The following is a 23,637-nucleotide window of genomic DNA, read 5'->3' as shown; positions in this document are numbered from 1 at the left end:
CACGGCACCCTTTAGAATTTGCTTAATGAGGTGCTGAAAAGCGCCCTGAAAACAATGGTTACGCTTTGCTTTATGCGAGGCCTGCAAAGCGCAGAATCTGCGCATCCGGCAGCACAACCAATGCTCCGGCAGCCAGGGCGACGCCGTACGGAATGCCGGACCGATGATCGTGCAGGCGTGCGATCCAGGCTTGCCGCATCAGCACGGACGGCAGCGGCACGCGGCGCAGCGCCAGAAGCGCGATGGTAAGTCCGCCGCCGATCAGCGCCGCCACCAGGACGTAAGACATCAGATCGCCGAAGCCGAACCACAGCGCCGTCGCGGCGAACAATTTGGCATCGCCGCCGCCGATCCAACGCAGTGCAAACAAGGAAAATCCCGCCACCAAGGCCACCAGACCGGCGGCGAAATGGGCACCCCAGGCGGCAAGGGGAAGCCCGACCAGGAGCGCAAAGATCACGAACGCGGCGGCGATACCGACCGACAACAGGTTGGGAATGGTATAGCTCGCCAGATCCCAGCCGGCGGCGAGCGCCAGAAGGAACGGCAGAACCACCATCACCAGAACCGCGCTCATGTAACCCCCAGATACAGGAACGGCCGCCCTACGGCGGCCGCCCGATCGTTCGCCCGCTGAAGGCGAACGTCTGCCCGATGTTGCTCGGGCAGGTTCGACGCTTAAAGCTTGTCGGCGACCGACTGGAACGTGGTGTTCAGGCTCGTGCCGATATTGGTCAAAGCCGTGATCACCACGACCGCGATCAACGCCGCGATCAGACCGTATTCGATTGCCGTCGCGCCAGACTCGTCGCGGACGAAACGCGCAAAAATCTTGCTCATGAAGACCTCCACTTTTGGACACCCTAGGATCCGCGGCTCCCCCGTTTGCGACGGTTCGTTGCCAGGACGTACGAAGCTTAGGCGCGGAGGTTTAACGAGGCCCTAAATCGATCCTGCCTCGACTCGACGGTTTGTGCCGCGATGGTACGAAAAACGGCATCGCAGCAGGCGCGTCTTCCTTAATATTTTCGTTCTGTTTACCAGAGCCGCAAAACTTCGGCTCTTTGGAACTTCGCGCCGAGCGGAGCGGCCTCAAAAAAGACAAGCATTGCGGTAGCCGCAGCGCGACGCAACCCGGTGCGATCAGAACACGCCCGGCAGCAGGCGGTAATGCACCCGTCCGGCGAAGTCCCGGTAGGCTTCGTCGCGCATCAGCACGGTTTCCTCGCGCAGGATGCGCATGATCTGCACCGTGAGCGTCGCCATATAGAGCAGCAGCGTCGTCAGCGACGGCATGCTGAGCAGGAAGCCGATGTGGGTGATGGTGTAGCCGAGGTACATCGGGTGGCGGATGAAGCGGTACGGGCCCAAGGTGACCACGCCGCGGTTGGCGGCGACGACGCCGAACCGCCGTCCCAGCACGATTTTCGCCGCCAGCTGCAGGAACGTTCCCGTCACCATGATGACGAAGCAGACCGAAGCCGGGGCCAATGGCACGACGACCACCGGGCGCACCATCGGCGGCAGCGCGCTGCCGAGAAGGCCGAGCAACCAGTCGGTCGGACGCCGCGACAGCGTTTCCGAGCGGGCCCTGAGCATGATGAGGACGATCGGGATGGCTTCGGAGACGACCAGAAGAATATCGAGCAGATGCGCGGTGCGGACCTGGCCGGACAACATCGCCCAGGCGAAGCGCAGGAACAGGATCAGCACGAAACCGCGTTCGCAAAGATCGAGAATGGCCGCCTGCCGCGAGATCGCAGCGGGAGCCGCACGCAATTTGTCCGAACCCTCCATGCCGGCGTCCCGCTCAATGCCGCCGCACGATGGAATGGTGTCGTCAATATCCGGTAAACGCTGCGGTTTACAGCGTTCCGGTTTACCGTGCGTTCATCATGCCCGCAGCAAATCGTGGCGCACTCGCCAAATCCGCGCGAACCACCAACCCTTAAACCGGAATTTACGGCGGACACGATAGGGTGCCGCCCGGAAATCGCTGGGGGTTCCACCATGCGCCACATCGTTCTCGCCGCCGTTCTGACTGCCGCTTCGCTGGGTTTCACGCCCGCCCAAGCCGGCAATGGAATGAGCGTGCCGCTCGATGAAGTGCGTGTCGTATCGTTCGCCAAGCCGGTAGCGACGCTGTATGTCGGCAATCCGGTGATCGCCGACGTGATGATCATCGACAGCCGTCATGCCTTCGTGCAGGGCAAGGCCTTCGGCACCACCAACATCGTGGCGCTCGATTCCGCCGGCCATCCGATCGCCAATCAGCAGATCGTCGTCGCCGGCAAGAGCGGCGCCGGCGCCACCGTGACGCTGCAGCGCGGCAAGGAGCAGATGACCTACGCCTGCGCCGGCAATCGCTGCCAGCCCTCGCCTCAGCCGGGCGACGCTAAGGAAGCGTTCGACGCCGGCACCGAGCAGATCAGCAAATACCAGAGCCTTATCGGCCGCGCCGCGGGCGGCGGCGCGCAGTAAGGCGACCTTCTCCATCATCGCAAAAGGCGGCGCACCCGGCGAGGCCGGCAATCCCGACGGCTGCCCGGATCGCTTTGCGCCGGCGCCTTACCGGCTGACGCGCAGATTGGTGATCTGCTGACCGATATCGTTGAACGCCGTCTGGATATCGCTAGCGCTGGTGAGGTCGTAATACTTGCTGATGTCGGTGGCGCAGTTCTGCAGCACCGTCGAATTGCCCTGGGCGCCATTGATGTCGACGAAGACGGCATAGATCACGATGCCGTCGGCCTTGGCATTGGCGCAGACCAGGGCCATGCGGGCGTCGGCCTCGGACGAATGCGCGATGCCGTCACCCCACCAGCGGTCCTTGGTGTTGAAGCCGTCCGACAGGATGATGATGACGCGCTGGGTCTGGTCGGGCAGCGCCGGCGGACTGAGCGGCGCCCCTTGCGTCAGCGCATGCCAGCCCCATACCAGACCAATGGCCTGATTGGTCGACCCATTCGCCGTCATGGCCTTGATCTTGTTATTCAGGTTGGTCCAGTTGTAGTTCAGCCCCATCAGAGTCTGCGGACAGCCGCTGGGCAGATCGGTCGGGAACAGGCTGGAGGCTTGTCCGGTCACCGGTGCGGAATTCATCACGTCGTAATTATGGGTCGCATCCGGGCCGCTCATATTGCCGCGATCGGTGACGCAGCCGTTCCAGTTCGAATGCGACGTGATGGTCCAGGTGCCGACGGCCTTCTGGCAGGACGTCTGGGTGTTATAGCCCGGAATGTTGCAGCTGCCGCCGCTTCCCCACCAATTGGGAGTCCAGGTGCCGTTGACCTTGCAGCTCGCGGCGTCGGTCTTGCCGGAGATATTGCAGCTGCCGATCTTGTTGTCCCAATAGGTCCAATCGATCCAGGTCGTGTTTGACTTGCCGATGTTGACGTCGTTGGTGAACGGAATGATGGCGACCTGGACATCGCCGGGACTGGTGCCGGCATTCTGCAACATCGTCAGCAGCGAATAGGAGGCGTTCTTCAACGCCGTCATCTTCGACAGGCCGGTCTTGTCGGTATCGCTCATCGACCCGGTGTTGTCGAGCACCAGCGACACCCACAATTTGGTCTGGCCGTAGGTGACGGTCGAAGAACTGTTCACCGACAGAGTCGATACGCCGATCAATTGCAGGATCGTCGTCGGCATGGCGCAGTTCGTCGACACCAGAATGTTCTGGCCCGACTTGGTGATCGACACCGTCGGACGCACGCAATCGGCGTTCTGATGATAATTGGCGTCGAAGTATTGCTGCGCCAGACTCTGCATCTGGGCATCGGTGAGGCCTTTGGATTGGGCCACCGCCAGCGCCGCCGAATCCAGCGCCGATGTCATGGCGGTGCGGACCATCACCGCGCGGGCGTAATCGATCGCGCCGCTCGAGGCCAGCGTGATCGGCACCAGAATAAGGGCATAGAGGACCGCCACGTTTCCCCTGCGTGCAGCCAGGAAACGACGCACCCGCGCAGAGAAGTTACGCAGCACAGCAGTCCCCGGTTGAACGCGCGATCAGGATGGCTTGGAGTCGTTAAAAAAACGGTTCTTGCGCGCACGGGATTTGCCGCGAAAGCGATGCACTCGGCGTTAACCGCCGGTTCAGCATCCGAGCCGAAATCGCTTCGAATACACGCCACGCGCGCGTTTAATGCTGCACTTTCGTCCTCAGGCGGACTCGGGGGAAGCCGGTGTCGCGATTCATGATGAAGATGCGCATTCGCGTGACAAGGCGCCTGAAACAGGCCGCCCGCCGCGCCGCGCCGCGCGCCCGCTCGGGATCGGCGGCGATCGAGTTCGCCTTCGTGGCGCCCGTCTTCTTCGTGTTCCTGATGGGAACGATGGAGACCGGGATCATGTATCTCGGCAATTTCGTGCTGCAGAACGCGGTCAACGACGCCGCGCGCCAGATCCGCACAGGACAAGTCGCCCAGAACGGCACCAACCAGGCGCAGTTCCGCACCATCGTCTGTAACAGCATCGCCCCGCTGCTCGCCTGCGACGCCAATCTGCAGATCGACGTGCAGAGCTACACCAGTTTCAGCGCCCTCAACATCACCAATCCGATCACCGCCAGCGGCGGGCTCGATCCGACCCTCAAGAACTGGTCGCCGGGAACGGTGTGCAGCGTGGTGGTGGTGCGCGCCTTCTACACCTGGAGCGTCGCCACGCCGCTGTTGACGCCGTTCCTCACCAATATGTCGAACGACCATCATCTGCTCTCCGCCGCGGCGGCGTTCCGCAACGAACCTTACAATACGTCGGTGGCGGGATGCTGAAGCGGGCCCCCTTCCTCGAGAACCGCAGCGGCCTTGCCGCGGTCGAGTTCGCGCTGATCGCGCCGGTGATGATCATCATGTTCTACGGCGCCGTCGAACTGTCGAGCGCGGTGGACTGCAATGCGCGGGTTCAGCGCGCGGTCTCGACGGTCGCCGATCTGGTGTCGCAGGAGACCACGCTGTCGACCAGCGATGCCGGCAACGTCTTCCTCGCCGCCAATGCCGTCCTCATTCCCTACGCCTCGTCCAACGCCAAGATCGTGGTCACCAGTCTGGTGTCCGATGCCACCGGCAAAGTGACGGTCGATTGGAGCGAAGCCCAGAATACCGGCAAGCGGACCAGCCCGCCGGCGACCATTCCGGCCGGAATCCTGCCCGCGAGTTCGAGCGTGATCTATGCCGAGATCACCTACAGCTTCTCGCCCGCGATCTCCTACTTCGTCGGCAACGTCAATCTCACCAACAGCTTCTACGCGAAGCCGCGGCGCAGCATCAAAGTCACGCACACCTGATTAATCGCGCGGACGCACCGGCCGCATCAGGCCTTCCTGGGCAACCGACGCCACCAGCGCACCGTCGCGCGCGAACAGCAGGCCGCGATTGAAGCCGCGGGCGCCGAACGACGACGGACTGTCCTGCACGAACAGAAGCCAATCGTCGATCCGGAACGGACGATGGAACCACATGGCATGATCGAGGCTGGCGAGCTGCACCCGCTCGTCGTACCAGCCGATACCGTGCGGCAAGAGCGCCGTGCCGATGATCGACATGTCCGAGGCGAACGCCGCCACCGAGCGATGCAGCGCCGGATCGTCGGGCAACGGTCCCGAGGTGCGGATCCAGGCCATTTCCTGAGGCGGGCGCTTGTCGGGCTTGAAATAGGGCCGCGGGTTCACCGGCCGCGTCTCGATCGCGCGCGGCTTCAGCGCCCAGGCGCGGAATTCCTCGGGAACCTCGTCGGCGATCGCGGCGCGCAGCGCGTCGTCGCCTTGCAGGCTTTCCGGATCGGGAACGTCGGGGCGTTCGAAGGCGTGTTCGTAGCCGGGCTCGTCCTTCTGGAACGACGCTTCCAGCGTAAAGATCGGGCGGCCGTGCTGAATCGCCACCACCCGCCGCGAGGTAAAGCTGGCGCCGTCGCGCGAGCGGTCGACTTCATAGAGAATCGGAACCCTGGGATCGCCGGCGCGCAAAAAATAGGCATGCAGGGAATGGCACAGCCGGTCTTCGACCGTCCGATTCGCCGCCATCAAAGCCTGGCCGAGCACCTGGCCCCCGAACACGCGCTGGACACGGTCCTTCGGACTGACACCGCGAAAAATGTTTTCCTCGATCTTCTCGAGATTGAGGAGGTCGAGAACCTCTTTTATAGGTGCGGTCATACGACAAGCTAAACGGGTGCGGGAACAGGACGCAAGCTCCCGCCGATCCGGTTGCTCCCAGCGCCTCTTCCATATAGGTAACCGGCCGGAAAAGGGTCGGGGGCTGACCGTCAAAGAAGAACATGGCCAACGAATTACTCGAACGCGCCGCCCACCAGCGGCCCGCCATCACCAAAAGAGGCGCGCTGGAGCGCCTTTTCACCCTTATGTTTCAGGGCTTTGTCTATAATCAGATCTGGGAGGACCCGGACGTCGATCTGGCGGCTCTCGATCTTAAGCCCCACCACAGCCTGCTCACCATCGCTTCGGGCGGCTGCAATGTCCTGAACTACCTCGCCGCCGATCCCGGCCGCATCATTGCGGTCGACCTCAACCCCAACCACGTCGCCCTGACGCGGCTGAAGCTGGCGGCGCTCGCGAACCTGCCCGACTACGAGACGTTCTTCCGTTTCTTCGGCGAAGCCAACGACACGGCCAACCGCGCCGCCTACGACACCTATATCGCCGACCGGCTCGATCCGGTGACGCGCCACCACTGGGAAAAGCGCAACGCGCTTGGCCACAGGCGCGTCAATATGTTCGCCCGCAATCTCTATCGCTACGGTCTGCTCGGCCGCTTCATCGGCATCCTGCATGTGGTCGCCAAACTGAACGGCAAGCGGCTCGAAGGCATGCTCGAGGCCAAGACGCCGGAAGAACAGCGCGCCGCCTTCGACCGGCTGATCGCGCCGCTGTTCGACAACAAATCGATCCGCCTGATTTCGAAAAGCCCGGTCTCGCTCTATGCCCTCGGCATTCCGCCGGCGCAGTACGACGAACTGATCGGGCCGCACGGCAACGTCATGGCGACTCTGCGCGAACGGGTCGAACGGCTGGCCTGCGATTTTCCGATCAGCGAGAACTATTTCGCCTGGCAGGCCTTCGGCCGCGGCTACGACACGGTCCATCGCAAGGCGGTGCCCGCCTACCTGCGCGCCGAGACCTACGACGTCATCAAAGCGCGGGCCGATCGCGTCGAAGTCCATCACGCCATGCTGACCGATTTTCTCAAAGGCAGGAATGCCGGATCGCTGCACCGCTTCGTTCTGCTCGACAGCCAGGACTGGATGAGCCCGGCGCAGTGCTCGTCGCTATGGGCCGAGATCGACCGCACCGCCGATCCGAAGGATGCGCGCGTCATATTCCGGACCGCCGGCGCCGACAGCCCGCTGCCGACCAAGCTCAAGCCGGGTCTTTTGGACCCCTGGCAGTATCTCGAAGCGGAAAGCAAGGCGTTCCACACCAAGGATCGCTCCTCCATTTACGGCGGATTCCACGTCTATGTCCGGAAGGGTTGACGATCACAGCGCATTGATGGACCGGATCTACCGCCATCAGCGCTACATCTACGACATCACGCGCAAATACTATCTGTTCGGCCGCGACCGGATGATCCGCGAACTCAATCTCAAGCCGGGCGACCGGCTGGTCGAGATCGGCTGCGGCACCGCGCGCAACCTCGTCAAAATCGCGCGGCGGTATCCCGAGGCGCGCCTCTACGGCCTCGACGCCAGCCACGAGATGTTGAAAAGCGCCGCGCAGACCGTCGCCCGCGCCGGCCTTAGCGATCGCATTACGCTGGCGCACGGCTATGCCGAGAATCTCAGCCCGGCGATGTTCGGCGAAACCGAGCCGTTCGAGGCCTGCCTGTTTTCCTACAGCCTGTCGATGATCCCGGACTGGCGGGGGGCGATCAACGCGGCCTCGCACAATCTCGCGGCGGGCGGCCACATCCATATCGTGGATTTCGGCGACCTGACCGGACTGGGCGGTTTGGCCCGCGCCATGATGATGGGCTGGCTCCACTTGTTTCACGTCGCGCCGCGCGAGGAACTCCTCGCCCGCTTGGAACACGAGCCCGGCGCCGCGCTCCGTCTTTTGCCCGGACGGTATGCGTTCCTGCTCAGCACCGGCACGCTTTCGGTGTAGCTGCCGCAGCATCGTGGCGTTTCGATCACAGCCCCGTCCAAATGCAGGCCGGTGTTGATGATTCCGAATGTTTGCAACGATCGCGGCGCGAACAATCCGCGCCTCCGCGCGTACCAGCACCCGACACGGGCCGCCTTCGCGGCCTTTTCGCGAGGGAGCTTCATGAAACGCACGATTATCACCCTGTTGGCCACCACGGCTTTGGCTGCCGTATGCCTGCCCGCCGCTGCCGCCAATGACGGCTGGTATGTGGGATTGGGCGCCGGCTGGACCAAGTTTGCCCGCATCAATGTCGCGGCCACGAGCCCGCTCGGTTCGGCGGTCTATCCGCTCGAGTCCGACGATTCCGCCCTGGTGGTCGGCACCATCGGCTATCGCTGGAACCATTTCCGCCTCGAGAACGAATTCGGCTGGTCCCATCACGACCTGCATGTCGGCGGCCTTGCCGATAGCGGCGGCCATAGCGAGCCCAAGACCTATTTCATGAACGCGACCTACGACTATCCGCTGGCACCGAAATGGTCCCTGACTTTCGGCGGCGGCATCGGCGTCGGGATCGTCAGCGTGGCCGCGGACTATGCCGGCGCGCGTTATCTCGCCAACAACGAAGCCCATTTCGGCGCCCAAGGCATCGTCGGCCTGACTTATGCCGTCAGCGACAACATCGATATCGGTGTCGATTGGCGCTACCGCCAGTTCTTCGGCAAAGACCAGTTCACCTGCAGTCCCGGCTGTCTGGCGAGCTACGAGGACACCCACGACCAGGCGGTGATGTTCAATCTGCGCTTCTTCATGTCGCCGCCCCCGCCGCCACCGCCGCCTCCGGCACCACCACCCCCGCCGCCGCCTCCGCCGCCGGCCCCGCCGCCGCCGCCACCGGTCAAGACGTTCATCGTCTTCTTCGACTTCAACAAATCGAACCTGACCGAGGCTGCCCAGTCGGTGGTTTCGGAAGCGGTCAAGACGGCCAAGAGCAACGGCTTCGTACGGGTGAAGGTGACCGGCCATACCGACACCGTCGGTTCCGATCAGTACAACCAGAAATTGTCCGAACAGCGCGCCCAGTCGGTGAAGGACGAAATGGTTCGCGAAGGACTCGACGGCAGCGCCATCGGGGTCGAAGGCCGTGGCTTCCACGACCCGCTGGTGCCCACCGGACCGGGGGTGCGTGAACCCCAAAACCGCCGTGCGGTCATCGACTTGGGCCAGTAGTCTCGTCTAAGAACAATGTGCACTGAAGTAACACAGGGGCGGAAAATTACCGCCCCTGGCTTTTTTGGTTGTCACATTGTTGGCACGGCTCACCTGAAATCGGCTATAAGGCGGGCCGTAGCTCTGGAATTGCTCCGCGTAACCGGGGCATTCTCTCCGTCAGGTTGACAGCGCTCGCGGGAGACGTCTCGTGGGGCCTTTTCGACCGTGGTCAACAAAAGGGGGACCTCATGAGGTTTCGTCATCTGGCGCTGGCAGGCGCCGCAATGTTCGCGTTGTCGAGTTCCGCGCTCGCCGCCGACACCGGCTGGTATATCGGCCTCGGCGCCGGACTGAACCTGCAGCAGGATCTGAAAGTCGACACCGCCCGCTATCTCGGCGGTTCGAACCTTAGTGCGAGCTTCGAGCCGGCCTTCCGCGGCATCGCCACCGTCGGCTATGCCTGGACCAGCCATTGGCGTCTGGAAGGCGAGTTCGGCTACACCGATCCGTCTTTCGACAAGGGTTGCCTCAGCACCCAGTGCGCGACCATCAAAGGCGGAATGCGCCAGTACAGCCTGATGGGCAACGCACTTTATGACGTTCCGCTGGGCGAGCGCTGGTCGTTCAACGTCGGCGGCGGTCTCGGCTATTCGTGGCTGAAGATCCATACGCCCGGTTACAGCGAGAGTGGCGACGGCTTTACCTGGCAAGGCATTGCCGGCCTGACCTACAAGCTGTCCGACTCCGTCGACCTGCAGTTCGACTATCGCTATGTCGCCGTCGAAAGCCCGAAGGTCGACAATTTCAGCGGTCTCGACCGGATCGACTCGCATAACTTCATGCTGACGTTGCGGTTCTTCCTGTCGCCGCCGCCTCCGCCTCCGCCGCCTCCGCCGCCGCCTCCGCCGCCGCCGCCTCCGCCGCCGCCTCCGCCGCCTCCGCCGGTCAAGACGTTCATCGTCTTCTTCGACTTCAATAAGTCGAACCTGACCGACGCCGCCCAGGCGGTCGTGAGCGAAGCGGTCAAGACGGCCAAGACCAACGGCTTCGTGAAGGTGCAGGTCGTCGGCCACACCGACACCGTCGGCTCCGACAAGTACAACATGAAGCTGTCGCTCGACCGCGCCGCCACCGTGAAGGACGAAATGGTCCGTCAGGGTCTCGGTGCCGACGGCATCGCCATCGACGGCAAGGGCTTCCACGACCTTCTGGTCCCGACCGGACCGGGCGTGCGTGAGCCGCAGAACCGTCGCGCTGTGATCGATCTCGGCAAGTAATCGATCCGGACGACTGAGAATCGAGAGGGCGGGCCGCAAGGTCCGCCCTTTTCGTTTGCCCGGACCTTGGGGGCACAAAAAAAGCGCCGGACCCATCACGATCCGGCGCTCTTTTTCAGGAAAACGAAGCCCTTACGGGTTGGCTGCGGCAGTCGCGACCGGCGACGCCACCGTACGCAACGGATTGGGCTTGGGAATAATGTTCGGAATCGCGCTCGCGGGCAGGGCGCAGCCCGACACGCCGCCGACCAGCGCCGCCGGCGGAACGTCGGCAACGAAATCGGCCAGATTCAGCTCGGCCGGGCCCAGCGCCGCGCCGGCCAGCAGGGTGGCACCCTGGCAGAAGGTATCGTGATCGTGGGTGCGCCGGAGCTCGGCTTTGGCCGCCAGCTCGGTCTTGAACAGATTGTAGGCCTTGTCGCCCTGGCGGGCGCCCATCACGCGGGCGAACATTCTCAACATGAGCTGGTCGGAAACCCGAAGTTCCGGCCCGTAACGGGTCTGGAAGGCGTTGTAGTTCACGCGGGCGGTGTCGCCGCAGGTCAGCGCCGCGTCCATCAACTCCTGTTGGATGGCCGTGGTGTACTGGGCGCTCATTTCGGTCGGACTGGCGCATTTTCCCGTCATCACCCGCGCTTTCCGCGGCGCCGCCCCAGCGGCCACGCACAATGCCAGGGCGCAAACGCCCGCAACCCCCAAAACCCGGATCTTCATGGAAACCTCTTTTGTCCAGCAGCCAAGCCTAGCATTCCCCAGCGCGCGGAGACCATTCCTCCAAGTCGCAGTCCGCGAAAAGTCACCGCGGCGTTATCTCGGGACAAAGTTTGCAGACTACGGAGCCGCCGGCAACATCGCCGGGATCCGGTGCTTAACGCTGGAAAGGCCGGAAAACCGGTTTCCACTTTTCCTGAAAGCGCTCTAGTAAGCATCTGCAAAACGAGGACCTAGCCCATGACCATCAAAGTCGCCGTCGTCGGCGCCACCGGAAACGTCGGACGCGAGATGCTGAGCGTGCTCAAGGAGCGCCAGTTCCCCGCCGACGTGGTCGCGCTGGCTTCGAACCGCTCGATTGGGGTCGAGGTCTCGTTCGGCGACGGCGTGCTCAAGGTGCATGCGCTCGAACATTACGATTTCAAGGGCACCGACATCGTCCTGATGAGCGCGGGCGGGGCGATCTCCAAGGAATGGGCACCAAAAATCGCCAAGGACGTGCCGTTCGTCATCGACAATTCGTCGACCTGGCGCATGGACCGCGATGTGCCGCTGATCGTGCCGGAAGTGAATGCGGGCGTGCTCGACGAGGGCGTCAAGAAAGGCATCATCGCCAATCCGAACTGCTCGACCGCCCAGCTTGTGGTGGCGCTGAAGCCGCTGCATGACGAAGCCACCATCAAACGCGTGGTGGTGTCGACCTATCAATCGGTCTCGGGCGCCGGCAAGGACGCGATGGACGAACTTTTCCGCCAGACTCGCGCGGTGTTCGTCGCCGATCCGATCGAAGTCGAAAACTTCACCAAGCAGATCGCCTTCAACGTCATTCCCCACATCGATACGTTCCTCGATTCCGGCTACACCAAGGAAGAATGGAAGATGATGGTCGAGGTGCAGAAGATCCTCGATCCCGACATCCAGCTGACCGCGACTTGCGTGCGCGTGCCGGTGTTCATCGGCCATTCGGAAAGCGTCAACGTCGAATTCGAAAAGCCGATCACCGCGGCGCGGGCCCGCGCCATCCTGCGCGAGGCGCCCGGCTGTCTGGTGGTCGACAAGCACGAAGATGGCGGCTACGTCACCCCGATCGAATGTGCCGGCGAAGACGCCACCTACATCAGCCGCATCCGCAAGGACCCGACCGTCGAACACGGGCTGTCACTGTGGGTGGTTTCGGATAATCTGCGCAAAGGCGCGGCGCTCAATGCCGTGCAGATAGCCGAATGCCTGCTCAATCGCGGGCTGGTCAGCGCGGAGGATTGATGATCCGGCCACGGCGAAGCGTCTTGTACATGCCGGGCTCCAATGCACGTGCTTTGGAGAAGGCGAAGACGTTGCCGGCCGATGCGCTGATCCTCGATCTCGAGGACGCGGTGGCCCCGGAAGCCAAGGATGCGGCGCGCGATTCCGTCTGCGCCGCGGTGCGCGGCGGGTTCGGCAAGCGCGAAGTGATCGTCCGCATCAATCCGCTCGACAGCGTGTGGGGCGACCGTGATCTCTTGGCCGTGGCCGCCGCGCGCCCCGATGCGATCCTGATTCCGAAAGTCGGCTCGGCGCGCGACATCCATCGCGCCGATCAGCGCCTCTGCCATGCCGCCGATGCCGGCGGGCTTGCGCTGTGGGCGATGATCGAAACCCCGCGCGCCATCATGGATATCAACGGCATCACCGAAGCCGGCGGACGGCTTTCCTGCCTGGTGATGGGCACCAACGATCTCGTCAAGGAGATGGGCGGGCGCCATACGCCGGATCGGACCAATATCGCCGCCGCCCTGACCTTCGTGGTGCTGGCCGCGCGCTGTCACGGACTTGCGATCATCGACGGCGTCTATAACGACATCGCCGATGCGGACGGCTTCGCGGGCCAATGCGCGCAAGGGCGCAGTTTCGGTTTCGACGGCAAGACGGTGATCCATCCGAGCCAGATCGGTCCGGCCAACGACGCCTTCGGCCCCAGCCCCGATGAGGTGGAGGCCGCGCGCCATATCATCGCCGCGTTCGATGCGCCGGAGAACAAGGGCAAAGGCGCGCTTCTGGTCGATGGGCGCATGGTTGAACGCCTGCACGCCGAAACCGCCCGCCGCACCGTTGCCCTCAGCGAGGCGATCGCCGGCCTATGAGCGTCATCACCCGGTATCGCGCTCTGGCGGCCGACGGCACGATCGCGCCCGATCCGCGCCAGGAAGCCGCCGCCGAAAGGCTCGACCGGCTGGCGTTCGATCTGGCCGAATGGCGGCCGGGCTTTTTCCGCCGCAATGCGCCGCCGCGCGGCGTCTATCTGTGGGGCGATGTCGGCCGCGGCAAGTCGATGCTGATGGATTTGTTTTTCGCCAGCGCCGAGGTGGCGCCCAAGCGGCGGGTGCATTTCAACGACTTCATGGCCGAAGCGCATGCGTTGCTGCACGGCTTGCGCAAGCTCGAACATATCCGCGATCCCTTACCCGAGGCTGCCAAACGTCTCGAACAGCGGCTTTTGTGCTTCGACGAGTTTCAGGTGGAAGACGTCGCCGATGCGATGATCCTCGGCCGCCTGTTCGAGCATCTCTTGGCGCGGGGAACGGTGATCGTCGCCACCTCCAACACGCCGCCCGACCGGCTTTATCAGCACGGCCTCAACCGGCAGCTTTTCCTGCCCTTCATCGCGATCCTGAAAACGCGGCTCGACGTGGTGCATCTTGCCGGCAGCGATCATCGCCGTGCGTTTGCGGGCGACGCCTATCAGACCGGCCCCGGCGCTGCGGCAGCCATGGACGAAGCCTGGACCAGTCTGGGCGGCGACCGCGCCCATGCGGCGAGCCTGACCGTGCTCGGCCGGCGCCTTGCAGTCCCGCGGGCGGTGAACGGTGCGGCGCGGTTTTCCTTTGCCGAGCTTTGCGAACGCCCGCTGGGAGCGGCGGACTATCTCGCATTGGCCGAGGCCTATCGGGTGCTGGTCATCGACGGCATTCCGCGCTTCGATGCCCGCAATCGCGATGCGGCGCGCCGGTTCACGACCTTGATCGACGTTCTCTACGACCGCAAGGTGCGCCTTTACTGTTCGGCCGCCGCCGAACCGGACCGGCTGTCGGAGGCCGAAGGCTTTGCCCGCACCGCCTCCCGTCTTCTCGAAATGCGCAGCGACGCTTACGGAACGGCGTAGCAGACGAGATCGTAGAAATCGCGCAAGTGGGCCCGCAGATAGAGCCGGTAGCCCGGATACAGCGAGCGGATCAGCAGCGGAATTTTCCACAGATGGTCCTGGATGTGGTAGGCCGAGATCGCCAGTTTCGGCCGATGCCGCGCAATGGTGGTCCGCAAGCCTTCCAGCGCTTCCAGCTCGTAGCCTTCGATGTCCATCTTGATCAGCGTCGGCGCTTCGTCCCGCAGCGCTTCGTCGAGCGCAATGCAGGGCATGGTTCCCTCACCCACCCCGGTCACCGAATTGTCGTTGCCCAACGCCGAAAACGCCACCAGGCCGTTACGGGCGCCGACGCAGCAGGCCTCGGCATGAATGCGTTCCGGCCGCGGCGTTGTCGCCGCATAGGCGCAGAGGGCGGCGAAGTTCGCCGGGTCGGGCTCGTAGGCGAAGATCTTGGCATACGCGCCGCCAGTGCGGGCGAGGAAGTCCTTGAGCGTATCGCCGTCATAGGCGCCGCAATCGACGAACGTCTCGTCCGGCGTCAGCCTGTAGATGTCTTCGGGAAAATAGATCGGCTCCGGCGCCGGATCGCTCATGTCGAAATCCATCGTCAGGCGCCAGCGCAGCTGTGCGAGGTATTCGACGCGCGAACGCTCGTCCGCCCAGATGTCGCCGGCCGCCAAAACCGCCTCGGCCTGCTCGTGCACGCGATGGGGCAGATCGGCGGGAAAGAACGGCAGAAACAATTCCGGAAACCGCCAGAAAAGCGGCCCGAAACTGGTCACCACCTTGCAGCCGAGTGCCTGAAGCCGGCGGATGCGATCCTGAAACCGGTCGTCCGGGGTCGACCGCCACACGGTGATGACGAAGACGGCATTGTCGCCGTACCGGCGCGCCGCTTCTTCCGGCGACAGCACTTCGAGGCCGTCCCGCATCGTGCCCTGGATCGCTTTGGCGTTGTCGCAGAAGGCGAGCGGCTCGATGCCGACTTTACGCAAACCTTTCAGGGTCCGCCGCCCTAGCGCACCGGCGGCGTACAACACCATGCGGTCGCCGAATTCGCCGGCAATTGCGGCGTAAGCCGTCCGCTCCCGCTGCAAGGCCCCGTCGCGGCCTTCCGCCAGCAAGGCTGCGATTGCCGAAACCTGCCGATCGTTCATGTGCAGAATCTCCCTGTTCGGCAACATTGTTACCACGACAGCGCCATAACCGGAGGGAGATATTCCAGCGCAGGCTTCTTGAACCGCAGGACGATACCTATATTGGCTGGAGCCACGTCCGACTGCGGTACCGCAATGCTTTGGAATCTCACTTCCGTCCTCATGATCGCGCTGGCGGGCATTGCGCTTTATTGGATGTGGCCGCGGATCACGGCTGCCCTGAAACAGTTCGACGCCGAAAACCGCGACCGCATCGTCCGCCAGTGGCAGGACCGGCGCGATTCGAGCGCCCATGTCCGCCATACCTTGGAAGTGGCCGGCGAACAGGTGGAAGAGATCGTCGAAATCAAAGACACCGATGCCCGCACCGGCACGCCGGTGACGCGCTATTCCTTCGAAGGTATCTGGTATGCGACGCGGGACGAAGCCGAGCGCATGCGGATGGAAAAGATCGGCGATATCGCCCGCGGCTTCTATCGCGACCTGCCGGCCGCGCTGGCGGCGCGCAAACGCGATGGCCGCTTGAACTGATTTAGGTTTGTCGCGCTTTCGGACGGAAAACCGGTTCCCACTTTTCCTGAAAGCGCTCTATGCCTGCATCAGGCTCGGCAGTTTGCCGACATCGCCGCCGGCTTCGCGCATGAAATAGCGGCGCAACGGTGCGATTCTATCGACCATCCCCATGCCGAGATCGCGCGCCAGACGCAGCGGCGCGATGTCGTTGGAGAACAGGCGATTGAACGCATCCATGGTGAGGCCCATGGCAAACGAATCGAACCGGCGCCAGCGTTCGTAGGTCTTCAGCACATCGAGGGTTCCGATATCGCGGCCGAGTTCGGCGGCGTCCGCGATGACATCGGCCAGCGCCGCGACATCGCGCAGACCGAGATTGAGCCCCTGCCCGGCGATCGGATGAATGCCGTGCGCGGCATCGCCGGCCAGCGCAAAGCGAGGCCGCACGTATTCGCGCGCCAGATGGAAGCGCAACGGATAGCTCCAGCGCGGTCCTTCGTGGGCGACGGCCCCGAGATGATCGCCGAAGCGGCGCGCAATCTCGGCGAGGAATTCGGCGGGTTCGAGCCGCATCAGGCTCGCGGCATCGGCCGTCTTCTCGGTCCAGACCAGCGAGGAGCGGTTGCCGGTGAGCGGCAGGATTGCGAACGGACCGGAGGGCAGGAAATGTTCGTAGGCCGTCCCCAGGTGCGGTTTTTCATGGGTGACGGTCGCCACGATGCCGTTCTGGCCATAGGACCAGCCGACGGTGCCGATGCCCATCTCCTCGCGCAAGCGGGACTCCCGCCCGTCGGCGGCGACCAGCAGCGCGGCCGAAAGCTCGGTGCCGTCCGACAGCCGCGCCCGGACGCCTGCGCCCTCGACACTGCACCCAGTCACCGCGGCCGGTGCGATCAGGCGGATGGGCTGGCGGGCGACGGCGGCATAGAGCGCGCGGCGAATGGCGCGATTCTCGGCAATGGCGCCCAAGGGTCCGCCGATTTCCTCGCCGTCGAAATGCAGCGAGAACGGCGACGGCGGGCGGTCCAAGGTCGCATCGGTGACCAGAATCTGCTCGATCGGCTGCGCCTCGGACGCAAGGTCTGCCCCCACGCCGAGCCGCTCGAACATCCGCAAGCTGGCGTAAGACAAAGCGGAAACCCGGCCGTCGAACGCCGCATCCGCGGCTGCCGAGGGGGTCACCGGATCGGCCACCGTGACCGACAGGCCTTTGCGCGCCAGGGCCAACGCCAGGCTGAGGCCGACGAAGCCACCACCGCCGATGATCACATCTGCGTCCATGTCTTCGCATCTCACGCCGCCGCATGGCCCGTCAATGCCTAATTATTAGGCAGCATCTTGTCGCAGGTCACAAAATAGGCATATACCGCCCGAAATCCCGCGGCAACTTCCTGTCGCGAAGAATTTTATCATTCATATTCAGCGACTTAGCTCTGCGCACCCACGCGGCACAGTTCTTGATGAAAGGAGAACGAGGCTAACAGCGGGACTGAGCGATGAAACTGATCATGGCGATCATCAAGCCCTTCAAACTGGACGAGGTGCGCGAACAGCTCTCGGCCCTGGGTGTGCAAGGGATGACCGTCACCGAAGTGAAGGGGTATGGGCGTCAGAAGGGGCACACGGAGATCTATCGCGGCGCCGAGTACGCCGTCAGCTTCCTGCCCAAGCTGAAAATCGAAGTCGCGGTGAAGGCCGAGATGGCCTCGGCCGTGCTCGACGCCATCACCAGCAAAGCCAAGACGGGCCAGATCGGCGACGGCAAGATTTTCGTCACGCCGCTCGAGCAGGTCGTGCGCATCCGCACCGGCGAAACCGACGGCGACGCCCTCTAGGGGCGGGTCGCACATCCTTGGGATCCAATTAGGGGACGATAGTTATGAAAGGATCGAACATGAAGAAGCTGGCGCATGGTGCGCTTGCGGGACTGGCAGCCCTGGTTGCCATGTCGGGCGCCGCGTTCGCCGCGGGACCGAAGATCGACACCGGCGACACCGCCTGGATGCTCACCTCGAGTGCGCTGGTTCTGTTGATGACGATTCCGGGTCTCGCCCTGTTCTACGGCGGCATGGTCCGGCGCAAGAACGTCCTGGCGACCATGGCGCAAAGCTTCGGCGCCACCTGCCTCGTCACGGTGTTGTGGTACATCATCGGCTATTCCATCGCCTTCACGACCAATCCGGACGCCAACCTCAACCAGGTGATCGGCGGCTTCGACAATCTGTTCCTCAAGGGCATGACGCTGAATTCGCAGAACGCCCTGGCCGGGACGATTCCGGAATCGGTCTACATGTTCTTCCAGATGACCTTCGCCATCATCACGCCCGCGCTGATCGCCGGCGCGCTGGCCGACCGCATGAAGTATTCCGCCTTCCTGTGGTTCATGGGTCTGTGGCTGCTGTTCGTCTATAGCCCGGTGGCGCACTGGGTCTGGGGCGGCGGCTGGCTCGGCGTCAAAGGCGCGCTCGACTATGCCGGCGGTTCGGTGGTGCATCTGAACGCCGGTACCGCGGCACTCGTCACCTGTCTCGTGCTCGGCAAGCGCAAGGGCTACGGCACCGAGAACATGGCGCCGCACAATCTCGTGCTGTCGGTCATCGGCGCCTCGCTGCTGTGGGTCGGCTGGTTCGGTTTCAACGCCGGTTCGGCGGTGACCTCGAACGTCAACGCCGGCATGGCCGCGGCCGCCACCCAGATCGCGACCGCCAGCGCGGCGCTTTCCTGGTCGTTCGTCGAATGGCTGATCGCCAAGAAGCCGTCGGTCCTCGGCCTTATCTCGGGCGCAGTCGCCGGCCTCGTCGCCATCACCCCGGCCTCCGGTTTCGTCGATGCCACCGGCGCCTTCTTCATCGGCCTGATCGCCGGTGTCGTCTGCTACACCTCGTCGGTGTGGGTGAAGAAGTGGATCGGCTACGACGATGCGCTGGACGCGTGGGGCGTGCATGGCGTCGGCGGTGCGCTGGGTGCCATCCTGACCGGCGTGTTCGCCAAGAACGCGATCAACTCGCTCGGCAAGGGCTGGCTCTACGACGGCAACGTCGCCCAGCTCGGTATCCAGGGTCTCGATATCCTGGCGGTGTTCCTCTACTCGGGCATCGTCACCTTCATCATCCTGAAGCTGATCGATCTCGTGATCGGCCTGCGCGTGTCGCCGGAAGTGGAAGTCGAAGGTCTCGACATCAACCTCCACGGCGAAACGGTCCACGGCTGATACCTTCTCCTCCAGAGAGAACTGGGGCGCTCCTTCGGGGGCGCCCTTTTTGTTTGTCGCGCGGCCGGACGCGAAACCGCTTCACACTTTCGCTGGCCGGCGCTCCGGGTTTATTGGTCGCGCGGCCGGACGCAAAACCGCTGCGCACTTTTGCTGGCCGGCGCTCCTACTCCGCCGGGCCTTCGATGACGATGCCTTCCTTGTGCAGCGCCTCGGCGACGCCGGTGGTGCGCAAGAGCGAGCCGATGTCGGTCAGCATCACCACTTTGCCCGGCTGCGCCAGGGCTTCGTGGATCGCCTTGAGATAATCGGCAACGGCGCGGTCGGTGAGCTTGCCGAAGCTCGCCATCTGCTTGATGCATTTCTCGAATGCACCCGGCACGTAGTGCGCCTTGATCTCCTTGAGATTGCCCGCGGCCCAGGCGCTCGCCAGCGGCACGTTGTGCACGCTGCGGGCTTCGGCATAGGCCACCGATTCCTCGAGACAGACGCGCTGGCTTTCTTGCGGCAGCCGCAATCCCTCCTTGACCAAGCCGAGCGCGCCGTATTCGCCGATGGCGCGCACCGGCACATGGTTTTCCTTGGCCAGGCGCGTGACCGTTTCTAAGGGCTCGTCGCTGTCGAGCTGATGCACTTTGTTGAACGCGCCTTGCAGTTTCATCGCCGCCAGGATCGGCGGATCGTCGTCGTATTCGTCGGCCTTCAGTTTCAAGGCCGTGCGCTGTGCCGCCAGCCGCGCGCGTAGATCGGCAGGCAGCGTGTCGTCGAGCTTCTTGTCGTCGGGCATCGACAGCAGCCCGCGATGGGTGAGCAGGAACCAGCTCGTCTCGAACAGACCGGACGAAGCCGTCGGCGGCGTCAGCACCGCGCGTGCCCCTTTGACGATGTCGCCGAGATGGGCGCTGTTCCACGACATCCCTTTCGGCAGCGGCGTGACGGTGCCGAGGACCCAGATTTCCGCGTCGCCTTTCTTGATGTGCCAGAAGGCGGGACCGGCGCCTTGCGCCGAAACCACCACGGTCTCGTCCGGCACCCAATCGGTGACCGGAGGTGCGTTCGCGGCCGGCGGTTCGGACACCGCTTCGGCTGCCGTCCATGAAAGAAAAACGAATGCCGCCGACGCCAGCAAATACCGCCTCATGCTCCCTCCGCATTGCTTGAGGGAACACTCTACCATGAGGCGAATGAACGCCCGCTCGCCGGGAGCTTAAATATCCGTCAGCGACGGCTCAAAGGGCCGGATCGCATTCGACGGCGACCTCGGAAGGGCCGGCATCCCGCGGCAGATTGACCGCGAACGCGGTATCGAGGCCTCTCGGCTTGCGATCGTTGAACAGGATGCGCTCGCCCACCGGCAGACCGAACACGGCATGATCGATGCGGATGCCTTCCCGTTTGAGAAACGCGAGCGAGGAGTCGCGATAGCATTCCTCGCGCGCCGACAACAGCACGATGCAGTCGTGTTCGGGAATCTGCGCCATCCATTCGCGTACGCCCGGCAAGAGCCGGTCGCCCTCGCCGAGATGGCCGCAATGGGCGACCAGACAGCCGTCGAGATCGAAGATCCAGGTCTTGGGCAGGGTCGAAACCCTGATCATTGCGCCCATTCCTCCAGCCAATAGAGGCCGTTGAAGAAGGCCGCGATCATCGAATCGACGTCGTCGTCGACCCAGCCGGCGAACGACATCCAGATCAAGGCGTGCAGGAGTTCGATCTTCTTGAACCGCGGCTCGCCGAGGAAGTTCTGGAACATCGACTTGGTGAAGGAGAAGCCGGCGGAATCGATGTCGAGCGACACCGTCGTATCCCACACCACCAAACGGAAGCGCCGCTTGTTGAAAGCGTCGAAATCGCCGACCGCCGAGTAATAGAGCTTGGCCCAGTCGTAATCGGCATCGCCGTAACACTTGGTCTTGCCGAACATCGCGCGCGGATCGATCAGATAGGGATCGCCGGCGGGCGTCACCAGCATGTTGGAGAAATGGGGATCGCCGTGGATGATGCGGAACTCGTCGCACGGCACTTCGCCCACGATCTCCGCCAGCCCGTCGCCGTCGGCGAACGGATTGCGGCAGCGCCGGCCGTTGATGGTGAAGAACGGCGACTCGCGGTTCGGCACCAGCGACAGCATCTTGGCGACGCGCTGCACCGTCTTGGTGAGATAGATGTCTTTGCAATCCTCGGCATTGGCGGGCGCCACCGCGAGATTGTGCAGGTCGCTCATGGTGGCAAACAGACGCTCGAGCAGCGCGTATTTCTCGCGCGGCTTGAGGTTGATCTCGCACGGCGGCTTGCCGTGGATGCGCTCCAGCGTCAGCGGATTGCGGCCCAAGAGTTTCGGCACGGCCTTGAAACCGCGCTTGGTGACTTCCTCGTACCAGTCTGCTTCCTGTTCGATGCGCGAGGCCAGCGCCGGCACGCGGGCGCGCTTTTCCACCCGGTCGGCCAGAATGGTGACGTCGTTGAAGAAGCGGGCGTAACCGCGATGCTCCCACTGGCGCAGTGCCATCGCGCTGTTGCCGATTTCCTTGCAGGTCTCGATCACCTGGGTGTCGTATTCGCGCAAGGTGCCTTGCAGCCATTTCACGAACTCGCCGTCATGCGGCACGGCGTTGAGGAAACTGGCATTGGGGAACATGAAATAGCCGCAGACGCCCCGGTCGAAACTGATTTCTTCGACCAGACCGCGGACCGGATCGTCCGACCAGCGGCACGGGAAGGTGCCCGACATGCCGATCACCGGCTTTTTGTAGTCGGCGAACTTCGGCAGGTGCGCGAAATAGAGATCGCTCCAGATGATGCCGACCGGGCTTTGGGTGTATTCGATCTGCTTGACCGCGGCCGCCATGCCGGAGCAGGTGCCTTTGCCGTCGGCTTTCACCAGCGTGACGCGCGCTTCCGGCGGAAACGCCGCGATATAGGCCTTGAGCACGTCGAACAGGTAATCGCCGATGACGATGAAGTGCGCATCCGGCGCGGCGCTGAACAGATGATAGAGCAGCGGCTTGCCGTCGATCGGAACGAGGCACTTCGGCTTGTTCCAGGTGTAATGCTCCATCCTGGTGCCCTGGCCGCCGGCCTGTACGATATAGGTCGGAATGGCGGGAAGCGGCTTGGCCGCATGATGCGGGACGGCGTTCATGGTCAGGGCTCCCACGGATAGGATTCTTTGTCGACGAAATAGGATGACTTGGCCGAAAACAGCACCGGCCCCGGTGCGTTGAGCAATGCATCCACCTGCTCGCCGATCGGCCGGTTGCGGTCGACGACATCGAGACGGGGCTGGAAATTGTCGCGCAGGCATTCGAAGTCGCCGGGCGTATAGGCCATTTCGAGCAAGGTCGGCACCTGCAGCCAGGCCATCAGGTCGGCCCAGCCGGAATCGGGCGCCAGCATCAGGCGGCACGATTTGAGATAGCCGAGTTCGCGTTCCTTCTGGCCCTCCGGCCGCGCCGGATCCCAGCTCGTCTTGTAGCCTCCGGGAATGACGCAGCCCTTGGGATGGCCGTAGACCATCAAGTCCACCCCGAGATGCTCGGCGATCGCTTTTGCCGTCGACAGCATCCAGTCCGGATCGCTGTTGCGCGGCTGCGGCTTCACGTGAGTCAAATAGCGCATCTGCACGCCGACATGCGGCGGCACCGGTTCGGGCGGCTCTTCGAACGCCGGCGGCTTGAAACTGGGCCGCAGCGCCGCGGTCGAACGGTATTCCCAGGTGCCCCAGCCGGTGCTGGCAAACGACAGCACGGAATGATCGTAATCGTTGATGCGGCGATCGTCGGTGCAGAACCAGGCGAGAAACAGTTTGCGCAGCTCGATCTCGGCCAAGGCTTGACGGGTCGCCTTGCTGGCGTCCTCGAGAGTGAGAAGAATCTGGCCGGTGGCGCCGTTGAACTGAGCCTGCAGCTGCGGGGGATAGGCATCGGCGGGAGTGACGATGAAGCCGCCGCGCGAACCGACCACGCCGTAGGCATTCAGGATGGCATCCACGGCAGCGAAGAATTCCGGATCGTAAATCGCCGTGCCTTTGGGATAGAAGGCGGCGTGGCGCGACATCACTTTCCAGCCGTTGCGCAGCCACGGCTCGACGCGGGCGATATGCAGCCTGATTTCGCCGCCCATCTCGCCCAATAACGGCGGCAACACGCGTTCGTAGCGCGGTTCGTGCGGGATAATCGGCTTGGGCGGCTCTGCGCTGGCCAACGCGTTCTTGATGACGGCTCGAAAGAGCTGTTCGGCGGGACCGATAACGGCTCGGGAAAGCGAATTGCTCATATGACCTTCTGACAACGCACAGACCGGCAACGGCAGCTTCCGCGGCAGACTCC

The 23,637-nt window shown here is 63.6% G+C and carries 25 protein-coding genes; 13 read left to right on the top strand and 12 right to left on the bottom strand.

Going from position 1 to position 23,637, the window contains the following annotated elements; genetic code table 11:
• Positions 1 to 70 precede the first annotated feature (70 nt).
• The 3 genes from FHS84_RS13935 to FHS84_RS13925 form a co-directional block, all read right to left on the bottom strand.
• Positions 71 to 577: an A24 family peptidase gene (locus FHS84_RS13935; protein ID WP_166935299.1), complete on the bottom strand. Its 507-nt coding sequence runs from the start codon at positions 575 to 577 to the stop codon at positions 71 to 73.
• Between the two features lie 101 nt (positions 578 to 678).
• Positions 679 to 840, bottom strand: a complete 162-nt coding sequence (locus tag FHS84_RS13930; RefSeq protein ID WP_166935297.1) for a Flp family type IVb pilin — start codon at positions 838 to 840, stop codon at positions 679 to 681.
• 303 nt (positions 841 to 1,143) lie between these two features.
• The gene (locus FHS84_RS13925; RefSeq protein WP_166935295.1) at positions 1,144 to 1,797 is read right to left on the bottom strand and encodes a methyltransferase family protein; all 654 of its coding nucleotides are present in this window, start codon (positions 1,795 to 1,797) and stop codon (positions 1,144 to 1,146) included.
• 213 nt (positions 1,798 to 2,010) lie between these two features.
• On the opposite strand from FHS84_RS13925, the gene FHS84_RS13920 reads away from it, so the two are divergent.
• Positions 2,011 to 2,481: a pilus assembly protein N-terminal domain-containing protein gene (locus tag FHS84_RS13920; protein WP_166935293.1), complete on the top strand. Its 471-nt coding sequence runs from the start codon at positions 2,011 to 2,013 to the stop codon at positions 2,479 to 2,481.
• A gap of 87 nt (positions 2,482 to 2,568) precedes the next feature.
• On the opposite strand, the gene FHS84_RS13915 is transcribed toward FHS84_RS13920, so the two are convergent.
• Entirely contained in the window at positions 2,569 to 3,933 is a 1,365-nt protein-coding gene (locus FHS84_RS13915) for a pilus assembly protein TadG-related protein (RefSeq protein WP_166935291.1), read from the bottom strand.
• 257 nt (positions 3,934 to 4,190) lie between these two features.
• Between FHS84_RS13915 and FHS84_RS13910 the strand changes: the two genes are divergently transcribed.
• Positions 4,191 to 4,778: a TadE/TadG family type IV pilus assembly protein gene (locus FHS84_RS13910; protein WP_166935289.1), complete on the top strand. Its 588-nt coding sequence runs from the start codon at positions 4,191 to 4,193 to the stop codon at positions 4,776 to 4,778.
• Positions 4,772 to 5,290 (top strand): TadE/TadG family type IV pilus assembly protein, encoded by a 519-nt coding sequence (locus tag FHS84_RS13905; protein WP_166935287.1) that lies wholly within the window; start codon positions 4,772 to 4,774, stop codon positions 5,288 to 5,290. The genes FHS84_RS13910 and FHS84_RS13905 overlap by 7 nt, the downstream gene beginning before the upstream one ends.
• On the opposite strand, the gene FHS84_RS13900 is transcribed toward FHS84_RS13905, so the two are convergent.
• Complete coding sequence (locus tag FHS84_RS13900) at positions 5,291 to 6,157, bottom strand: acyl-CoA thioesterase (protein ID WP_166935285.1); 867 nt, start codon at positions 6,155 to 6,157, stop codon at positions 5,291 to 5,293.
• Positions 6,158 to 6,279: 122 nt separating this feature from the next.
• Between FHS84_RS13900 and FHS84_RS13895 the strand changes: the two genes are divergently transcribed.
• The 4 genes from FHS84_RS13895 (at position 6,280) to FHS84_RS13880 (ending at position 10,596) form a co-directional block, all read left to right on the top strand.
• Entirely contained in the window at positions 6,280 to 7,494 is a 1,215-nt protein-coding gene (locus FHS84_RS13895; protein WP_166935283.1) for a BtaA family protein, read from the top strand.
• Positions 7,478 to 8,125, top strand: a complete 648-nt coding sequence (locus FHS84_RS13890; RefSeq protein ID WP_166935281.1) for a class I SAM-dependent methyltransferase — start codon at positions 7,478 to 7,480, stop codon at positions 8,123 to 8,125. Before FHS84_RS13895 ends, FHS84_RS13890 begins: the two co-directional genes overlap by 17 nt.
• Positions 8,126 to 8,287: 162 nt before the next feature.
• Positions 8,288 to 9,337, top strand: a complete 1,050-nt coding sequence (locus FHS84_RS13885; protein ID WP_166935279.1) for an OmpA family protein — start codon at positions 8,288 to 8,290, stop codon at positions 9,335 to 9,337.
• A 230-nt stretch (positions 9,338 to 9,567) separates the two neighbouring features.
• On the top strand, positions 9,568 to 10,596 hold the full coding sequence (locus tag FHS84_RS13880) for an OmpA family protein (RefSeq protein WP_166935277.1): 1,029 nt from the start codon (positions 9,568 to 9,570) through the stop codon (positions 10,594 to 10,596).
• Positions 10,597 to 10,728: 132 nt separating this feature from the next.
• Here the strand turns inward: FHS84_RS13880 and FHS84_RS13875 are convergent, their stop codons facing one another.
• Complete coding sequence (locus FHS84_RS13875; protein ID WP_166935275.1) at positions 10,729 to 11,310, bottom strand: hypothetical protein; 582 nt, start codon at positions 11,308 to 11,310, stop codon at positions 10,729 to 10,731.
• A 237-nt stretch (positions 11,311 to 11,547) separates the two neighbouring features.
• Between FHS84_RS13875 and FHS84_RS13870 the strand changes: the two genes are divergently transcribed.
• The 3 genes from FHS84_RS13870 to zapE are packed head-to-tail and all read left to right on the top strand — an operon-like array spanning position 11,548 to position 14,446.
• Entirely contained in the window at positions 11,548 to 12,570 is a 1,023-nt protein-coding gene (locus tag FHS84_RS13870) for an aspartate-semialdehyde dehydrogenase (protein WP_166935273.1), read from the top strand.
• On the top strand, positions 12,531 to 13,427 hold the full coding sequence (locus FHS84_RS13865; protein ID WP_341801828.1) for an HpcH/HpaI aldolase/citrate lyase family protein: 897 nt from the start codon (positions 12,531 to 12,533) through the stop codon (positions 13,425 to 13,427). Before FHS84_RS13870 ends, FHS84_RS13865 begins: the two co-directional genes overlap by 40 nt.
• Positions 13,424 to 14,446: a cell division protein ZapE gene (zapE, locus tag FHS84_RS13860; protein WP_166935269.1), complete on the top strand. Its 1,023-nt coding sequence runs from the start codon at positions 13,424 to 13,426 to the stop codon at positions 14,444 to 14,446. Before FHS84_RS13865 ends, zapE begins: the two co-directional genes overlap by 4 nt.
• On the opposite strand, the gene FHS84_RS13855 is transcribed toward zapE, so the two are convergent.
• Positions 14,431 to 15,585 (bottom strand): FkbM family methyltransferase, encoded by a 1,155-nt coding sequence (locus FHS84_RS13855; RefSeq protein ID WP_166935267.1) that lies wholly within the window; start codon positions 15,583 to 15,585, stop codon positions 14,431 to 14,433. The two genes, zapE and FHS84_RS13855, sit on opposite strands and share 16 nt — an antisense overlap.
• Positions 15,586 to 15,720: 135 nt before the next feature.
• Between FHS84_RS13855 and FHS84_RS13850 the strand changes: the two genes are divergently transcribed.
• Complete coding sequence (locus FHS84_RS13850) at positions 15,721 to 16,116, top strand: hypothetical protein (RefSeq protein ID WP_166935265.1); 396 nt, start codon at positions 15,721 to 15,723, stop codon at positions 16,114 to 16,116.
• A gap of 57 nt (positions 16,117 to 16,173) precedes the next feature.
• Here the strand turns inward: FHS84_RS13850 and FHS84_RS13845 are convergent, their stop codons facing one another.
• Complete coding sequence (locus tag FHS84_RS13845) at positions 16,174 to 17,379, bottom strand: FAD-dependent monooxygenase (protein WP_166935263.1); 1,206 nt, start codon at positions 17,377 to 17,379, stop codon at positions 16,174 to 16,176.
• A 215-nt stretch (positions 17,380 to 17,594) separates the two neighbouring features.
• Between FHS84_RS13845 and FHS84_RS13840 the strand changes: the two genes are divergently transcribed.
• Both FHS84_RS13840 and FHS84_RS13835 read left to right on the top strand, forming a co-directional pair.
• Positions 17,595 to 17,933, top strand: a complete 339-nt coding sequence (locus FHS84_RS13840) for a P-II family nitrogen regulator (protein ID WP_166935261.1) — start codon at positions 17,595 to 17,597, stop codon at positions 17,931 to 17,933.
• 44 nt (positions 17,934 to 17,977) lie between these two features.
• A complete protein-coding gene (locus FHS84_RS13835; RefSeq protein ID WP_166935259.1) occupies positions 17,978 to 19,309 on the top strand; it encodes an ammonium transporter in 1,332 nt (443 codons plus the stop codon).
• 166 nt (positions 19,310 to 19,475) lie between these two features.
• On the opposite strand, the gene FHS84_RS13830 is transcribed toward FHS84_RS13835, so the two are convergent.
• From FHS84_RS13830 to FHS84_RS13815, 4 genes are all read right to left on the bottom strand, one after another.
• On the bottom strand, positions 19,476 to 20,450 hold the full coding sequence (locus FHS84_RS13830; RefSeq protein ID WP_166935257.1) for a TraB/GumN family protein: 975 nt from the start codon (positions 20,448 to 20,450) through the stop codon (positions 19,476 to 19,478).
• An 88-nt stretch (positions 20,451 to 20,538) separates the two neighbouring features.
• A complete protein-coding gene (locus FHS84_RS13825; RefSeq protein WP_208393872.1) occupies positions 20,539 to 20,907 on the bottom strand; it encodes a hypothetical protein in 369 nt (122 codons plus the stop codon).
• Positions 20,904 to 22,451: an NTP transferase domain-containing protein gene (locus FHS84_RS13820; RefSeq protein ID WP_166935253.1), complete on the bottom strand. Its 1,548-nt coding sequence runs from the start codon at positions 22,449 to 22,451 to the stop codon at positions 20,904 to 20,906. Before FHS84_RS13820 ends, FHS84_RS13825 begins: the two co-directional genes overlap by 4 nt.
• A 2-nt stretch (positions 22,452 to 22,453) precedes the next feature.
• Entirely contained in the window at positions 22,454 to 23,584 is a 1,131-nt protein-coding gene (locus FHS84_RS13815; RefSeq protein ID WP_166935251.1) for a hypothetical protein, read from the bottom strand.
• Positions 23,585 to 23,637: the final 53 nt, after the last annotated feature.

Source organism: Rhizomicrobium electricum (assembly GCF_011762045.1).
Lineage (GTDB): Bacteria > Pseudomonadota > Alphaproteobacteria > Micropepsales > Micropepsaceae > Rhizomicrobium > Rhizomicrobium electricum.
The sequence above is the reverse complement of the archived record's forward strand: the minus strand, read 5'-3'. Positions and strand labels throughout refer to the sequence as shown.

Excerpts from the sequence above, each read along its gene's own strand:
- FHS84_RS13825 (WP_208393872.1), bottom strand. The coding sequence starts at position 20,907 with ATGATCAGGGTTTCGACCCTGCCCAAGACCTGGATCTTCGATCTCGAC.
- FHS84_RS13870 (WP_166935273.1), top strand. The coding sequence starts at position 11,548 with ATGACCATCAAAGTCGCCGTCGTCGGCGCCACCGGAAACGTCGGACGC.
- FHS84_RS13930 (WP_166935297.1), bottom strand. The coding sequence starts at position 840 with ATGAGCAAGATTTTTGCGCGTTTCGTCCGCGACGAGTCTGGCGCGACG.
- FHS84_RS13875 (WP_166935275.1), bottom strand. The coding sequence starts at position 11,310 with ATGAAGATCCGGGTTTTGGGGGTTGCGGGCGTTTGCGCCCTGGCATTG.
- FHS84_RS13820 (WP_166935253.1), bottom strand. The coding sequence starts at position 22,451 with ATGAACGCCGTCCCGCATCATGCGGCCAAGCCGCTTCCCGCCATTCCG.
- FHS84_RS13845 (WP_166935263.1), bottom strand. The coding sequence starts at position 17,379 with ATGGACGCAGATGTGATCATCGGCGGTGGTGGCTTCGTCGGCCTCAGC.
- FHS84_RS13880 (WP_166935277.1), top strand. The coding sequence starts at position 9,568 with ATGAGGTTTCGTCATCTGGCGCTGGCAGGCGCCGCAATGTTCGCGTTG.
- FHS84_RS13865 (WP_341801828.1), top strand. The coding sequence starts at position 12,531 with ATGCCTGCTCAATCGCGGGCTGGTCAGCGCGGAGGATTGATGATCCGG.
- FHS84_RS13830 (WP_166935257.1), bottom strand. The coding sequence starts at position 20,450 with ATGAGGCGGTATTTGCTGGCGTCGGCGGCATTCGTTTTTCTTTCATGG.
- FHS84_RS13925 (WP_166935295.1), bottom strand. The coding sequence starts at position 1,797 with ATGGAGGGTTCGGACAAATTGCGTGCGGCTCCCGCTGCGATCTCGCGG.
- FHS84_RS13920 (WP_166935293.1), top strand. The coding sequence starts at position 2,011 with ATGCGCCACATCGTTCTCGCCGCCGTTCTGACTGCCGCTTCGCTGGGT.
- FHS84_RS13935 (WP_166935299.1), bottom strand. The coding sequence starts at position 577 with ATGAGCGCGGTTCTGGTGATGGTGGTTCTGCCGTTCCTTCTGGCGCTC.
- FHS84_RS13850 (WP_166935265.1), top strand. The coding sequence starts at position 15,721 with ATGCTTTGGAATCTCACTTCCGTCCTCATGATCGCGCTGGCGGGCATT.
- FHS84_RS13905 (WP_166935287.1), top strand. The coding sequence starts at position 4,772 with ATGCTGAAGCGGGCCCCCTTCCTCGAGAACCGCAGCGGCCTTGCCGCG.
- FHS84_RS13815 (WP_166935251.1), bottom strand. The coding sequence starts at position 23,584 with ATGAGCAATTCGCTTTCCCGAGCCGTTATCGGTCCCGCCGAACAGCTC.
- FHS84_RS13885 (WP_166935279.1), top strand. The coding sequence starts at position 8,288 with ATGAAACGCACGATTATCACCCTGTTGGCCACCACGGCTTTGGCTGCC.
- FHS84_RS13895 (WP_166935283.1), top strand. The coding sequence starts at position 6,280 with ATGGCCAACGAATTACTCGAACGCGCCGCCCACCAGCGGCCCGCCATC.
- FHS84_RS13900 (WP_166935285.1), bottom strand. The coding sequence starts at position 6,157 with ATGACCGCACCTATAAAAGAGGTTCTCGACCTCCTCAATCTCGAGAAG.
- FHS84_RS13890 (WP_166935281.1), top strand. The coding sequence starts at position 7,478 with ATGTCCGGAAGGGTTGACGATCACAGCGCATTGATGGACCGGATCTAC.
- FHS84_RS13840 (WP_166935261.1), top strand. The coding sequence starts at position 17,595 with ATGAAACTGATCATGGCGATCATCAAGCCCTTCAAACTGGACGAGGTG.
- zapE (WP_166935269.1), top strand. The coding sequence starts at position 13,424 with ATGAGCGTCATCACCCGGTATCGCGCTCTGGCGGCCGACGGCACGATC.
- FHS84_RS13855 (WP_166935267.1), bottom strand. The coding sequence starts at position 15,585 with ATGAACGATCGGCAGGTTTCGGCAATCGCAGCCTTGCTGGCGGAAGGC.
- FHS84_RS13835 (WP_166935259.1), top strand. The coding sequence starts at position 17,978 with ATGAAAGGATCGAACATGAAGAAGCTGGCGCATGGTGCGCTTGCGGGA.